This window comes from Oceanivirga miroungae (genome assembly GCF_902505095.1).
Classification (GTDB): domain Bacteria; phylum Fusobacteriota; class Fusobacteriia; order Fusobacteriales; family Leptotrichiaceae; genus Oceanivirga; species Oceanivirga miroungae.
The window spans coordinates 273,507-288,574 of record NZ_CABWIB010000001.1; the positions used below are offsets into that span (position 1 = coordinate 273,507).

Consider the following 15,068-nt stretch of genomic DNA (forward strand, 5'->3'; position numbering starts at 1 on the left):
TATTACTTAAAAAGTGAAAAAGGAGATTATTATGAATAAAGTAGAGCGTTTAATAGAAAAGTTTGTTCCAGAAATATATGATATATTTTTAGATATTAATAGAGCTGAAAAAACATTCTCTGGAATAGTTAAAGTAAAAGGTATTGCTAATGATAAAAAAATATCATTACATCAAAAGAAATTAAATATATCTTCAGTAGGATCTTATTCATTTTCAGTAGATGATAAAAGAGAAGCAGTTGATATAGTATTAGATAAAACAGGTGAAGTAGAATTAGAAATTAAATTCAGTGGTGTTATAACAGATAATATGACTGGAATGTATCCTTCATATTACACAGAAAACGGTGTAAAAAAAGAAATAATTTCTACTCAATTTGAGAGTCACTTTGCAAGAGAAGTTTTCCCTTGTATTGATGAACCTGAAGCAAAGGCAGTATTTAAATTAAATATTAAATTTGATAAAAAAGAAAATGAAAATAGTTTTGTAATATCTAATATGCCAGAAATAGAAGTTGAAAAAAGAGAACAAGACGGAATATATAGATTTGAAAAAACACCTAAAATGTCATCTTACTTACTTGCTTTTGCAGTAGGTGATATGCAAAGTAAAAAAGCAAAAACAAATAGTGGAGTTGAAATAGGAATATTCTCAACAAGAGCACATAAATTAGAAGAATTAGATTTTGCATTAGATATAGCAGTAAGATCAGTAGAATTTTATGAAAAATACTTTGGAGTAAAATATCCATTACCTCACTCATACCACGTAGCATTACCAGACTTTTCAGCTGGAGCTATGGAAAACTGGGGTCTAATAACTTATAGAGAAGTATACCTATTAGTTAATAAAAACTCAAGCGTATCAAGTAGACAACAAGTAGCATTAGTAATAGCACATGAAGTAGCTCACCAATGGTTTGGTAACTTAGTTACAATGAAATGGTGGGATGATTTATGGTTAAATGAAAGTTTTGCTAATATGATGGAATATGTATGTATAGATAGTATAGAACCAAGTTGGAATATATTAGAGGATTTCCAAACATCAGGTGTTTTAGGGGCATTAAAAAGAGATGCTGTTGATGGAGTACAATCAGTACACGTTGAAGTAAAACATCCAGATGAAATAGTTACTCTATTTGACCCTGCTATAGTTTATGCAAAAGGAAGTAGACTAATGCATCAATTAAGAAGATGGTTGGGAGATGAAAACTTCTCTTCTGGTTTAGGAGAATACTTTAAGAAAAATTCATACTCAAATACAATAGGTAAAAACCTATGGGACGCATTATCAAGTAAATCTAATTTAGATGTTTATGAATTTATGAATTCTTGGTTAGAACAACCAGGATATCCTGTAGTAAGTGTTAAAAAAGAAAATGATAAACTAGTTATATCTCAAAAACAATTCTTTATAGGTGAACATGTTGATAAAAATAGAATGTGGCAAGTACCATTAAATTCTAATTATGCTAATATGCCAGAAACTTTAAAAGAAAAAGAAATAGTTATAGATAATTACTCTAAATTAAGAGAAGAAAATGGAGTTTCATTTAGATTAAATGATACTAATACAGCGCACTATATAGTAAATTATGATGACGAATTACTAAATGACATATTAAGTGATTTAGATAAATTAGATGAAATAACTAAATTACAAATATTACAAGATACAAGATTACTAGCAGAAGGTGGATATATATCATATGTTAGATTACTAGACTTATTAGTTAAATTTAAAAATGAAAGTTCATATTTAGTAAGTTCTATGTTATCTAGCATAATAGCAAGTATAAAAGTGTTTATAACTCCAAATAGTGATGTTCATGATAAATTCCAAAAAATTGTAAACGAAGTATTTAGATTAAGTTATGAAAGATTAGGATCTATTCCTAGAGAAAATGATACAGATGAAGATGAAATGGTAAGACAAATAGTATTATCTAATATGATTTATGCTAATAATAAAGATGTATCAGAAAAATTAGAAAAAGTGTATAAAGAAAACGAAGCTAACTTAGAAGATGTAACATCATCTATTAGAGCATTTGTATTAATAAATGAAGTTAAAACAAATGAAAATATGAAATTAGTTGAAAAATATATAGATATGTATGCTAATACAACTGATTCTAATTTCCAAAGACAAATATCGAAAGCATTATCTTATACAAGTAATGAAGAAACTGTTGATAAGGTTATATCAATATTAAAAAATAAGGATATAGTAAAACCACAAGATTTAGCTATGAGTTGGTATGCACCGTTTTTAGCAAATGACTTCAGTATGAAAAAATTCTGGGACTTTGCATGTAATGAATGGGAATGGATAATTAAAACATTAGGTGGAGATATGTCATTTGATCGTTTTGTTATATACTCTGCAGCATACTTTAAAACAAGAGAATACTTAGATGAATATACTAAATTCTTTACACCTAAATTAAACGAAGTTTCACTTTCTCGTTCAATATCAATGGGTATAAATGAAATAAGTTCAAGAGTAGCTTTAGTAGAAAAAGAAAAAGAAAAAGTTGATAAAAAGATACTAGAAATTAAGCTATAGAGCAAGAATAAAAGGCACAATGTGTCTTTTTTTCTTTACTACTTTTGGTAAAATTTTAACTACTTTTTACCAATTTTACTTCGTTGACTTTTTAAATAGTAGTAATATAATGTACTATAGATATCTTTAAAAGAAAGGATTAGAAAAATGAATAGTAGAGGAAGAGTAACACTGCCTATAGAAGAAGGTAAAGAAGAATTAGTTCAAAAATTAATGGGATTATGGGGTAGTGATGCAATAAGAAATAGTGATGGAACAAAACTAAATAATTACTTTGAGAATCTTGACCAGATAATCTATGCAACATATTTTGTCGCTAGAGGTGACCAGAAATGGGCAAATGAAAATCCTGATGAGATTATAAATGCTGTTTTAGTGACTGATAGAAATACTGCTTTTTCTAACACCTTGAAAATAGAACTTTTAAAAACATACTATAAAGAACAGTTAGAAGTAAACGAAGATAAAAAAGCACTTGATTTAATGCAAGTTATAAATAAAACAACAAATAAGATATTAGATAAGAGTGAATATCACTATGAAAATGGTTTTGTGATAATAGAAAATGCAAAAAAATTCAATGAATACACAGTAAACTTTTTAGCAAAACAAGTTTGGGATATTACACATATGTATAATCATCTAACAAATAATTGGACAGGTGATAAAAGCACACCTTTTGATGCAGTATATGATAAGACATATAATCATATGTTAGAAAATATGAAAAATTGGTTAGAAATTAAAACAAATGTTGATGTAGTAAGATTTACAACATTTTTCTACCACTTTATGGTAATGTATGATAATAAAAAAAGACAAAAATACGGAGATTGGTTTGGTTACAGTGGTACAGTAAGTGTTGAAATGTTAGAAAAATTTAAAAAAGCTAAATCATATGAATTAACTTTAGAAGACATTGCTGATGGAGGATACTATAATAACCAATTTAGAAATCCATCTAAAAAGTTTTTAGATTATGTAGATTTTGTAAATGAATTTGTTTGTGAAAAAGCTAAAAAAATAGTAGATATAGTTCATGAATATAATAAAAAAGCAATTATGTTTATAGGGGATAACTGGATAGGAATAGAACCTTATTCTAAAAACTTTAAAAAGATTGGGCTTGATGGTTTAGTTGGATCTGCTGAATGTGGAGTAGATGTTAGAATGGTATCTGATACAAAAGATGTTGCTATAAAAGAAATAAGATTTTTACCATATTTCTTCCCAGATGTATTTGATAAATCAGGACAAGCATTAAAAGAATTAAAAAACAACTGGTATAGAACAAGACGTGCTATGCTAGTTAAAAATGTAGATAGAATAGGATTTGGAGGATATCTAAGTTTAGCAAATGAAGAAGTTGGATTTACAGAATATGTAGAAAATATATGTAATCAATTTAGAGAAATTCATGATATTACAAAAGATACTAAAAGTAAAAAGTTAGACAAAAAAGTAGCTATTTTAAATAGCTGGGGTAAATTAAAATCTTGGCAAGCAAATAGAACAGGGCATGCTAGTGGTAACTACGAAAACTATAAATATATAGGAGCACTAGAAGCTATAGCAGGACTTCCTATAGAGGTTGAGTTCATAAACTTTGAAGATGTTAAAAATAAAGAGAAGTTAAATGAATTTAATTTAATAATAAATGTAGGAAAGGAAAATACAGCATTTATAGGTGGAAAAAACTGGCTAGACGAAAAAGTATTAACAAACATTAGAGAGTTTGTATATGAAGGTGGAGCTATAATAGGAATAGCTGATCCTAGTGCTTGTAGTAAAGATAAAGGAACACATTTTTCATTAGCAGACATATTTGGACTTGATAAAGAAGTAGGAAATACATATCAATATTCAAAATATGAACAAAAATATGAAAAAGTTTTAAAAGATCACTATATATTTAATAACTTAGATAAAAACGAAATCTTAGAAAGTAAAGTCTTTGAAGATTCTTCAGACTTTATATATAGACTAGATGAAAATTTAGATATATTAGCAAGTAGTAATTATAGTATAAATATAGCTGCAAATGAATATGGAAATGGAAGAGCAGTTTATATAAATCAAAGTTATTATAGTTTAATGAATACTAAGATGTTATTTAACTCAATATTATGGGCGACAAAAAGTGAAAGCCCTAATATATATATAACAGATACAAAAGATGTAGAAGTTTATGAATTTAGTGAAGTTAACAAACTAGCTGTAGTAAATAATACAAATGAAAGTAAAAAAGCAAAAATATTATATAAAAATGAAGTTAAAAAGGAAATAAGTTTAGAACCAAATGAAATTAAATGGTTATAGGAGGGACTATGGGAAACAAAAAATCAAGTAGAATGTTTATATTTTTCTCTTTATTACCAGCGATACTAATTTATACAGTATTTAAAGTACTACCAGTATTTGAAGTATTTAAATTATCGTTTTATAGATTGTCTGTACTATCTTTTAGTGAAAAGTTTGTGGGACTACACAATTTTAGAGCATTAATACATGATAATAATTTTATAAGGGCCTTTCAAAACTCAGTACTTTTAATAGTATATGTTACAATAATTACTTTAGTATTATCTTTGATGTTTGCTAGTATTTTAGTAAATCTTAAGATAAAAGGATCTTCATTTTATAGAGTTATATTTTATGTACCATCTGTTTTATCAATAGTTGTAATTGGTGGAATATTTGCAGCAATTTATGATTCTAAAAATGGATTATTAGTATCAATACTAGGCTTTTTTGGACTTAAAGGACCAGAGTTAGGTTTTTTAGGAGATCAAAGTATAGTAATATATTCAATAATGCTAGTAATGGTATGGCAAGCATTAGGATATTATATGGTAATGTATATGGCTGCAATGTCATCTATACCAAAAAATATATATGAAGCAGCAGAAATAGACGGAGCAAATAGTGCAGTTAAGTTTTTCAATGTTACAATTCCATTAATATGGAGTAGTATAAGAACAACGCTCTCATTTTTCATAATTAGTAATATAAATATGAGTTTTTTAATAGCTACAATTTTAACTGGTGGAGGACCTGATGGAGCTTCTGAAGTATTTCTAACATATATGTATAATCAAGCATATACAAACCAAAGTTATGGTTATGGAATGGCAATAGGAGTTGTTGTATTTATATTCTCATTTGTGGTATCAGCTATTGTAAGTTTTGTTACTAAAAGAGAAGTATTACAATATTAAGGGGGAAATGTGAGAAAAGATAAATTATATAAAGCCTTTATATATCTAGTGTTAGTAGTATTTACACTATCAATACTAGTCCCAATAATGTGGGTATTTATGGCTTCTATTAAACAAAATTCAGAATTTATGGGAAATCCATTTTCTATACCAAAATCATTTTATTTTAAAAACTTTATTGATGCGTTTATAAAGGCAAAAATGGGTGTATATTTTTTAAACTCAGTAATAGTTACAGCAATGGCATTATTCTTACTTGTTATAACAGCAGTGCCTGCAGCTTATGTTCTTGCTAGATTTGAGTTTAGAGGTGTAAATGTACTTAAAAGTTTTGTAAAAGCTGGGATGTTTATAAATGTAAGTTATATAGTAATACCAATATTTTTATTACTGTTAAAAGGAGATAAATTCTTAAACTCACTGCATTTAATAAAAGGAGCATTTTTCTTAAATAACTTATTTGTACTAGCTTTAGTATATGCATCAACATCACTGCCGTTTACTATATATATATTAACAGGATTTTTCGAAACTTTATCTAAGTCATATGAAGAAGCTGCATATATAGACGGAGCAGGATATTTTACAACAATGATAAAAGTTATGGCACCACTAGCTAGACCTAGTATTATAACAATAATCTTATTTAATTTTATGGAATTTTGGAATGATTATATAATAGCCTTAACACTTATGACAGATAACAGTAGAACGCTGCCTGTAGGGCTACTATCATTAATGGCTTCAAGTAGAGAAGCTGCAAATTATGGGGTTTTATACGCAGGAATGGTTATAGCTATGCTACCTATTTTAATACTATATATAGCAGTACAAAATAAGATAACACAAGGTATGGCATTAGGAGGATCAAAAGAATGACAAAAATTAAAGTAATAATAAATTTAATAATATTTTTAGTTTCTCTATTTTTACTACACTATGGTCATAGAGAAACTAGTTTAAAAAACTTAGCAATTATGCTAGTAGGGATGTTTGGCGTATTATATGTATTATATAAATATAATAAAAGTAATTAATAGGAAGGATGATTATTATGAAAAAATTTAAAGTTTTTGCAACATTATTAATGTCGCTTGCAGTATTTTCTTGTGGTAGCAATACTGACACAAGTAAAGAAGCAGTTAAAGATGAAAAAGTAGAATTAAAATTCTCTGCTTTTGAAGGTGGATACGGAGATAAAGTATGGCCTGAAATAGTGAAAGCTTATGAAGAAGTTAATCCAAAAGCTTCTGTTATTTTAACACAATCTAAAACAATAGAAGATGAATTAACAAGTAAAATTAAAGGTGGTCAATACCCAGATGTAGTTATGTTGGCAACTGGAAGAAAAGCTGGACTTACTGAAAACTTTATAAAAGAACAAGCATTAGAAAATTTAAATGATGTTTTAAATAGAGTAGTTCCTGGTGAACAAAAGAAAGTTTCAGAAAAAGTTGAAGAAGGATTTATAAACAATGGTGTTACAAAACCATACGGTAACGATGATTTATACTTAATGCCAATATTCTATTCAACAACTGGATTATTCTATAATAAAACTTTATTTGAAAAAGAAGGATTCACTGTTCCTACTACTTGGGATGAATTTTTCATGTTAGCTAAAAAGGCAAAAGCTAAAGGAATTTCATTATTCACTTATGCAACACCATCATACTTAGATTCATTCTTACCATCAGCAATAGCATCTGTTTATGGTTATGAAGGTGTAAATAAATTCTATAACTTTGATAGTTCAATATTCAAAGGAGAAAAAGGAGATAAATTATTCTCTATTTTAAAAGATTTATTTGCTAATACAGATAAAACAACAGTATCAAACGCAAATGCTCAAAACTATAGAAAAAATCAACAATTAATAATTGATGGTAAATCATTATTCATACCTAATGGATTCTGGGTTGTAGATGAAATGAAAGACACAACTCCTGATACAATGAAATGGGGAATGATGGCGCTACCTAAATTAGATAAGGATAGATATGCATATAGTTTCTTTGAACAAGTATGGATACCAGCAAATGCTGAAAATAAAGAAGTTGCTAAAGATTTCGTAGCTTTCTTATACTCAGATAAAGCAGCAGAAATATTTGCTAAATACAAAGCAGTACAACCAATTAATTCATACCCATATGATAAATTACCAAAAGATACTCAATTATTCTTTGAATTATACAAAAATGGTGCTAAATCAATAGTTGGTGGATTTGTTCCAACAGAACCAGTTGAAGGATTAACTATACAAGATGAAGTATATAGTTCAATAGATTCAGTTGTAAATAAAACAAAATCTATAGATGAATATAGAAATAATTTAATCAAGAAATTTGATATCTTAAGAAAACATATAATAAAATAGTAATTCCAAATAATTTTATTAATTATGCTAGAGTAAGTAAATTCACTTATTCTAGCTTCTTTTTTTATACTAGAAATATAGTGTAAAATATAGTATAATTGGACTTAAGATAAAAACGAGGTGATAATATGGAATATAATCCTAAATTATTAGAAAAAAAATGGCAAGATATATGGTCAAAAAATAGCGTATACAAGTCATATAATAAAGTAGAAGGTAAAGAAAATTATTATGTTTTAGAAATGTTTGCATATCCATCAGGGAATTTACATGTTGGACATTTAAAAAACTATACAATAGGTGACGCAATAGCAAGATACAAAAAGATGAGAGGATTTAATGTACTTCATCCTTTTGGGTGGGATTCTTTTGGATTACCTGCTGAAAATGCAGCTATTTCAAATAATACACATCCTAGTATTTGGACTAAAAAAAATATTGCAGAAATGAGAAATCAATTAAAAGCTATGGGATTTAGCTATGACTGGGATAGAGAAATAGAAACATATAAGGCTGAGTACTATAAGTTCAATCAAAAATTCTTTATAGATATGTATAAAAAAGGACTTGTATATAAGAAAAAATCTTATGTAAACTGGTGTCCTGACTGTCATACAGTTTTAGCAAATGAGCAAGTAGAACAAGGTAAATGTTGGCGTCATGGTAAAACTGATGTAATACAAAAAGAATTATCTCAGTGGTATTTTAAAATCACAGATTACGCTGAAGAGTTACTACAAGATTTAGAACTTTTAAAAGATGGTTGGCCTAGTGAAGTTTTAGCTATGCAAAAAAACTGGATAGGTAAATCTACAGGTGCTGAAATTGATTTTAAATTAGCTGATTATGACAAAACTATATCAGTATTTACAACAAGACCAGATACATTATATGGAGTTACTTATTGCGTAATAGCGCCAGAACATCCATTAGTAAATGACTTAGTATTAAAAAATAGTCCTGAATTAAAAGATGAAATAGATTCTATGTTAAATGAAGATAAAATATCTCGTGAATCAGATGACAAAGAAAAAATAGGTATATTTAGTGGGCTTTATGTAATACACCCATTAACTAATGAAAAAATTAAATTATACATAGCAAACTATGTTTTAATGTCGTACGGTAGTGGAGCAGTTATGGCAGTAGCAGCTCACGATGAAAGAGACTATAAGTTTGCAAAAAAATATAATTTAGAAATAAAAGAAGTTATAAAGCCGGATAAAGAATTAGAGATGCCTTATACAGGTGCAGGGCATTTAATAAATTCTAGTGAATTTGATGGTATGAAAAATAGCCAAGCTAAAAAAGAAATTGTTAAAAAATTAGAAAAACTAGGATTAGGTAGAAAAAAAGTAAATTATAGATTACATGACTGGTTAATAAGTAGACAAAGATATTGGGGAACACCAATTCCTGTTTTATATGATGAAGATGGAAATATTTATTTAGAAGAAGAAAAAAATCTACCTGTATTACAAGCAGATGATATAGAGTTTACAGGACAAGGAAATCCTATTGAAACATCTAAAAAATATAAAAATGTTATATTACCAAATGGTAAAAAAGGATATCGTGAAACAGATACAATGGATACCTTTGTTGATTCATCATGGTATTATTTAAGATATTTAGATCCTAAAAATGAAAAAGAACCATTTAAAAAAGAAGATGCAAATAGCTTTACACCAGTTAGTCAATATATAGGTGGGATAGAACATGCAGTAATGCACTTACTTTATGCTAGATTTATACATAAAGCTCTAAGAGATATGAATTACCTAGATACAGATGAACCGTTTAAAAGATTGTTAACTCAAGGAATGGTATTATCTTATTCATACTACTCTAAAGAAAAAAGAGCATACTTATTTAGTAAAGATGTTGAAGTGAAAAATAACATAGCCTATGACAAAGAAACAGGAGAAGAATTAGTTTCTAAATTAGAAAAAATGAGTAAATCTAAAAATAATGGTGTAAATCCTATTGATATAGTAGATGAATTTGGAGCAGATGCTGCAAGATTATTCATACTATTTGCAGCTCCACCTGAACAAGAATTAGAATGGAGCAGTAATGGTGTGCAAGGAGCGTATAGATTTATAAATAGACTCGTATTATTATTTGATAAATCGTTAGAATTTGCTAAAAAAGGTGAGATAAACTTAAATAATAGAAGTGAATTTGATACAGAATTACAAAGAAAATTACATCAAACTATTAAAAAAGTTATAGAAAGTATGGAAGATAATTTCCACTTTAATACGGCAATAGCAGCACTTATGGAATTATTAAATGTAATGTCTAAATACTTTAATGATGTAATAGAAGCCAAAAATGAAACACAAGAGTCAGCTAAAATATGGTATGAAGCATTACTAAATATGATTTTAATGTTAGCTCCATTTACACCACATATAGCAGACGAATTACTAGGTGAATTAAAAGAAGATATATCATTTAATAAGGATTTTCCTAAATATGATGAAGAATTAACTAAAGAAGATACAGTAAATTTAGTTGTTCAAGTAAATGGAAAATTAAGAGATACTATTAAATTAAAATTAGGATTTAGTGAGGAAGTAGCAAAAGAACATGCACTAAATTCAGAAAATATAAAAAGATTTACAGATGGTAAAGAAATTGTTAAAATAATATATGTAAAAGATAAATTAGTAAATATAGTTATAAGATAGGAGGAAGTATGTTTTTTTCAAAAGATTATAAGGAAATAGCAAACGAAATATTTAAAAATGTTGGTGGAAAAGAAAATATTGTTTCACTTGATAATTGTTCAACAAGAGTTAGGGTAGAAGTTAAAAATATAGACAAGGTAGATATTAAATCTATAGTAAAAGCAGGAGCTAAAGAAGTATTGATCTCAGGTGAAGATTATCTTCAAATAGTAGTTGGGCCTACTATGGTAGCACCAGTAACTGATGCTATAAAAGTATTATACTACGAAGACTAAAATATGAAGGAAGTTCTTAGGGACTTCTTTTTTTGTTTCGAATAGTGAAAAAAATAACTGTATTTTTAATTACCAAAAAAAACATTCCTTTATTTTACTAGTTTGGTTAGTGAAAAATTTAGCTAAACAAAAATATTCATGTTATAATATAGTATATTATACAAGGAGGAACGAGATATATGAAAGTAGTTGTAGTAGGTGCAAACCATGCAGGAACAGCATGTATTAACACAATGTTAGACAATTTTAAAGATTTAGAGGTGACAGTATTTGATGCAAATAACAACATTAGTTTTTTAGGTTGTGGAATGGCTTTATGGATTGGTAACCAAATAAGTGGTTCTGATGGATTATTCTATTCAAATAAAGAAACACTAGAATCAAAAGGTGCAAAAATATTTATGAATACACCAGTTACAAGAATTGATACTAAAGAGAAAAAAGTTTATGCTAAAAATATTTTAGATGGAACAGAATATGTAGAATCATATGATAAATTAGTATTATCAACTGGATCTTTACCAATTGAAATTCCAATTCCTGGACGTGAATTAGAAAATGTTCAATTTGTTAAATTATTCCAAAATGCTAAAGAAGTAATAGAAAAATTAAATACAAATAAAGATATTAAACATGTAACAGTAGTTGGTGCAGGTTATATAGGGGTTGAATTAGCAGAAGCATTCCAATTAAATGGAAAAGAAGTAGCTTTATTAGATTCAGCTAATGAATGTTTAAGCACATATTATGATATAGAATTTAGAAAAGATATGAATAAGGTATTAGCTGATAAGGGTATTGATTTACACTTTGGAGAAACAGTAGAAGCTATATTAGGTGATAAAAAAGTAGAGGCAGTAAAAACTAGTAAAGGTGAAATCAAAACTGACATGGTTATTTTATGTGTTGGATTTAAACCTAATACAGCTTTATTAAAAGATGAATTAGAAACATTTAGAAATGGGGCTTATTTAGTAAATAAAAAACAAGAAACTAGTTTAAAAGATGTATATGCTATAGGAGACTGTGCTACAGTATACAATAATGCAAAAGATGATTTTGACTACATAGCATTAGCAACTAATAGTGTAAGATCAGGTATAGTTGCTGCATTAAATGTTGGTGGAGTAGAATTAGAATCATTAGGAGTACAAGGATCAAATGGAATTTGCATATATAAATACAAGATGGTATCAACAGGATTAACTGAAGAAGCAGCTAAAAGATACGGTATGGAAGTTTCTAGCACTTACTTTGAAGATAAACAAAAAGCAGACTTTATTGAAAAAGAACCAAATGAATTAGTTAAAATTAAAATAGTTTATGAAAAATCAACAAGAAGAGTAGTTGGAGCTCAAATGGCAAGTTATCACGATATGTCAATGGGAATACATATGTTTAGTTTAGCTATACAAGAAAAAGTTACTATAGACAAGTTAAAACTATTAGATATATTCTTCTTACCACACTTTAATAAACCATATAACTATATTACTATGGCAGCATTAGGTGCAAAGTAACCATTTTGTAACCTATTTACAAAATAATGGATATATATTAAAATATATTTATTACAAAAGAAAAAAGGAGTGATATAAAATGGCATTAGTACATTATGAAGGTGGAAAAACAAGAGATGACTTAATAGAAGAAGTTTCAAAATCAGAATATGCACTAGTTGACTTTTTTGCAACATGGTGTGGACCTTGTCGTGCATTAGGACCAGTTTTAGAAGAAATGCAATCTGAAGTAGATTATAATATAATAAAGGTAGATATAGATAGTTATCAAGAATTAGCAGCAATATATGGTGTTAGATCTATACCTACATTAATAGTATTTAAAGGACCTAATGTATTAGAAACATTTATAGGTGGAAGAGACAAAGAAACTCTTAAAAAAGAAGTAGCAAGAATTATTGGAAAATAAGTCGTTTTAAAAGGCAATGTAGTTTAGGCTATGTTGCTTTTTTCTGTGCTTTAAAAATAAGGGTTTTAGAGCTTTTTAGAAAAAAATAACAAAAAAAAATAAAAAGTTGTTGACAAACGAAGATATATTTGCTAATATATATTTTGTCAAGCGGGAAAGAAAGCTTGATAAGAACAATGAAAAGATAATAAAAACAAATGCAAACAAGTTAAGATAAAAGACAATAAGGTGAAAAAAAACAAGGAAAAATAAATTGAATGAAGAGTTTGATCCTGGCTCAGGATAAACGCTGACAGAATGCTTAACACATGCAAGTCGATGAGCTAAGTAAGCTTGCTTACAAGGCACATGGCGGACGGGTGAGTAACGCGTAAAGAACTTACCCACTAGACTGGGATAACAGAGAGAAATTTCTGATAAAACCGGATAAGTTAGTAGTAGGCATCTACTGCAAATGAAAAAGAGATTACTAGTGGAGAGCTTTGCGTCCTATTAGCTAGTTGGTGGGGTAAAGGCCTACCAAGGCGATGATAGGTAGCCGGCCTGAGAGGGTGAACGGCCACAAGGGGACTGAGATACGGCCCTTACTCCTACGGGAGGCAGCAGTGGGGAATATTGGACAATGGAGGTAACTCTGATCCAGCAATTCTGTGTGTGCGATGACGGTCTTCGGATTGTAAAGCACTTTTAGTTGGGAAGAAAAAAATGACGGTACCAACAGAAGAAGCGACGGCTAAATACGTGCCAGCAGCCGCGGTAATACGTATGTCGCTAGCGTTATCCGGAATTATTGGGCTTAAAGGGCATCTAGGCGGCAAAACAAGTTGAAGGTGAAAAGCTGTGGCTCAACCATAGTCTTGCCTACAAAACTGTAATGCTAGAGTACTGGAAAGGTGGGTGGAACTACACGAGTAGAGGTGAAATTCGTAGATATGTGTAGGAATGCCGATGATGAAGATAACTCACTGGACAGAAACTGACGCTGAAGTGCGAAAGCTAGGGGAGCAAACAGGATTAGATACCCTGGTAGTCCTAGCTGTAAACGATGATCACTGGGTGTGGGGAGTCAAATCTCTGTGCCGAAGCAAAAGCGATAAGTGATCCGCCTGGGGAGTACGTTCGCAAGAATGAAACTCAAAGGAATTGACGGGGGCCCGCACAAGTGGTGGAGCATGTGGTTTAATTCGACGCTACGCGAGGAACCTTACCAGATCTTGACATCTACGGAAGACAAAGGAGACTTTGTTGTGCCTTATAGGAACCGTAAGACAGGTGGTGCATGGCTGTCGACAGCTCGTGTTGTGAGATGTTGGGTTAAGTCCCGCAACGAGCGAAACCCCTATCATTAGTTGCCATCATTAAGTTGGGGACTCTAATGAAACTGCTAGCGAAGAGCTAGAGGAAGGTGGGGATGACGTCAAGTCATCATGCCCCTTATGATCTGGGCTACACACGTGCTACAATGGGTAGTACAATGAGAAGCAAGATGGCGACATTAAGCAAAACTCAAAAGCTACTCTTAGTTCGGATTGGAGTCTGCAACTCGACTCCATGAAGTTGGAATCACTAGTAATCGTGAATCAGCAATATCACGGTGAATACGTTCTCGGGCCTTGTACACACCGCCCGTCACACCACGAGAGTTGTTTGCACCTGAAGTTACTGGCCTAACTGTAAAGAGGGAAGTACCTAAGGTGTGAATAGTGATTGGGGTGAAGTCGTAACAAGGTATCCGTACCGGAAGGTGCGGATGGATCACCTCCTTTCTAAGGAGAAATGAAAAGACTTCTTATCTTGTTTGCAAATTATCTTTGAATAAGGGCGTGTAGCTCAGGCGGTTAGAGCACTGTGCTGATAACGCAGGGGTCAGTGGTTCGAGTCCACTCATGCCCACCAAAAAAGAAAATTATGGGGATATAGCTCAGCTGGGAGAGCGCCGCACTTGCACTGCGGAGGTCAGCAGTTCGATCCTGCTTATCTCCACCATAAAATTATTAGGAC

General features: G+C 29.9%; 10 protein-coding genes, 2 tRNA genes and 1 rRNA gene. All 13 read left to right on the forward strand.

What is annotated here, in order from left to right:
• Positions 1 to 31: 31 nt before the first annotated feature.
• Positions 32 to 2,572, forward strand: coding sequence for a M1 family metallopeptidase (locus tag OMES3154_RS01430; RefSeq protein WP_156683048.1), 2,541 nt, complete (start codon positions 32 to 34; stop codon positions 2,570 to 2,572).
• Between the two features lie 147 nt (positions 2,573 to 2,719).
• Positions 2,720 to 4,891 (forward strand): 1,3-beta-galactosyl-N-acetylhexosamine phosphorylase, encoded by a 2,172-nt coding sequence (gene gnpA / locus OMES3154_RS01435; RefSeq protein WP_156683049.1) that lies wholly within the window; start codon positions 2,720 to 2,722, stop codon positions 4,889 to 4,891.
• 8 nt (positions 4,892 to 4,899) lie between these two features.
• A complete protein-coding gene (locus OMES3154_RS01440; RefSeq protein WP_156683050.1) occupies positions 4,900 to 5,790 on the forward strand; it encodes a carbohydrate ABC transporter permease in 891 nt (296 codons plus the stop codon).
• Between the two features lie 9 nt (positions 5,791 to 5,799).
• Positions 5,800 to 6,669 (forward strand): carbohydrate ABC transporter permease, encoded by an 870-nt coding sequence (locus tag OMES3154_RS01445; RefSeq protein ID WP_231679243.1) that lies wholly within the window; start codon positions 5,800 to 5,802, stop codon positions 6,667 to 6,669.
• Positions 6,666 to 6,827 (forward strand): DUF6903 family protein, encoded by a 162-nt coding sequence (locus OMES3154_RS01450; RefSeq protein ID WP_156683051.1) that lies wholly within the window; start codon positions 6,666 to 6,668, stop codon positions 6,825 to 6,827. Before OMES3154_RS01445 ends, OMES3154_RS01450 begins: the two co-directional genes overlap by 4 nt.
• 17 nt (positions 6,828 to 6,844) lie before the next feature.
• Positions 6,845 to 8,167 (forward strand): carbohydrate ABC transporter substrate-binding protein, encoded by a 1,323-nt coding sequence (locus tag OMES3154_RS01455; RefSeq protein ID WP_156683052.1) that lies wholly within the window; start codon positions 6,845 to 6,847, stop codon positions 8,165 to 8,167.
• A 128-nt stretch (positions 8,168 to 8,295) separates the two neighbouring features.
• Positions 8,296 to 10,863, forward strand: coding sequence for a leucine--tRNA ligase (leuS, locus tag OMES3154_RS01460; protein ID WP_156683053.1), 2,568 nt, complete (start codon positions 8,296 to 8,298; stop codon positions 10,861 to 10,863).
• A gap of 8 nt (positions 10,864 to 10,871) precedes the next feature.
• On the forward strand, positions 10,872 to 11,138 hold the full coding sequence (locus OMES3154_RS01465) for a PTS transporter subunit EIIB (RefSeq protein ID WP_156683054.1): 267 nt from the start codon (positions 10,872 to 10,874) through the stop codon (positions 11,136 to 11,138).
• 179 nt (positions 11,139 to 11,317) lie between these two features.
• Positions 11,318 to 12,658, forward strand: coding sequence for a H2O-forming NADH oxidase (gene nox / locus OMES3154_RS01470; protein ID WP_156683055.1), 1,341 nt, complete (start codon positions 11,318 to 11,320; stop codon positions 12,656 to 12,658).
• A gap of 79 nt (positions 12,659 to 12,737) precedes the next feature.
• A complete protein-coding gene (gene trxA, locus OMES3154_RS01475; protein ID WP_156683056.1) occupies positions 12,738 to 13,067 on the forward strand; it encodes a thioredoxin in 330 nt (109 codons plus the stop codon).
• A 254-nt stretch (positions 13,068 to 13,321) separates the two neighbouring features.
• Positions 13,322 to 14,833: ribosomal RNA gene (locus OMES3154_RS01480) — 16S ribosomal RNA — on the forward strand.
• A gap of 53 nt (positions 14,834 to 14,886) precedes the next feature.
• A tRNA-Ile gene (locus tag OMES3154_RS01485) sits at positions 14,887 to 14,963 on the forward strand.
• A gap of 14 nt (positions 14,964 to 14,977) precedes the next feature.
• Positions 14,978 to 15,053 (forward strand) — tRNA-Ala (locus OMES3154_RS01490).
• The last annotated feature ends 15 nt before the right edge of the window (positions 15,054 to 15,068 follow it).

Bases quoted from the DNA above. Each gene is read 5' to 3' on its own strand.
- OMES3154_RS01430 (WP_156683048.1), top strand. From the start codon at position 32: ATGAATAAAGTAGAGCGTTTAATAGAAAAGTTTGTTCCAGAAATATAT.
- gnpA (WP_156683049.1), top strand. From the start codon at position 2,720: ATGAATAGTAGAGGAAGAGTAACACTGCCTATAGAAGAAGGTAAAGAA.
- OMES3154_RS01440 (WP_156683050.1), top strand. From the start codon at position 4,900: ATGGGAAACAAAAAATCAAGTAGAATGTTTATATTTTTCTCTTTATTA.
- OMES3154_RS01450 (WP_156683051.1), top strand. From the start codon at position 6,666: ATGACAAAAATTAAAGTAATAATAAATTTAATAATATTTTTAGTTTCT.
- OMES3154_RS01455 (WP_156683052.1), top strand. From the start codon at position 6,845: ATGAAAAAATTTAAAGTTTTTGCAACATTATTAATGTCGCTTGCAGTA.
- leuS (WP_156683053.1), top strand. From the start codon at position 8,296: ATGGAATATAATCCTAAATTATTAGAAAAAAAATGGCAAGATATATGG.
- OMES3154_RS01465 (WP_156683054.1), top strand. From the start codon at position 10,872: ATGTTTTTTTCAAAAGATTATAAGGAAATAGCAAACGAAATATTTAAA.
- nox (WP_156683055.1), top strand. From the start codon at position 11,318: ATGAAAGTAGTTGTAGTAGGTGCAAACCATGCAGGAACAGCATGTATT.
- trxA (WP_156683056.1), top strand. From the start codon at position 12,738: ATGGCATTAGTACATTATGAAGGTGGAAAAACAAGAGATGACTTAATA.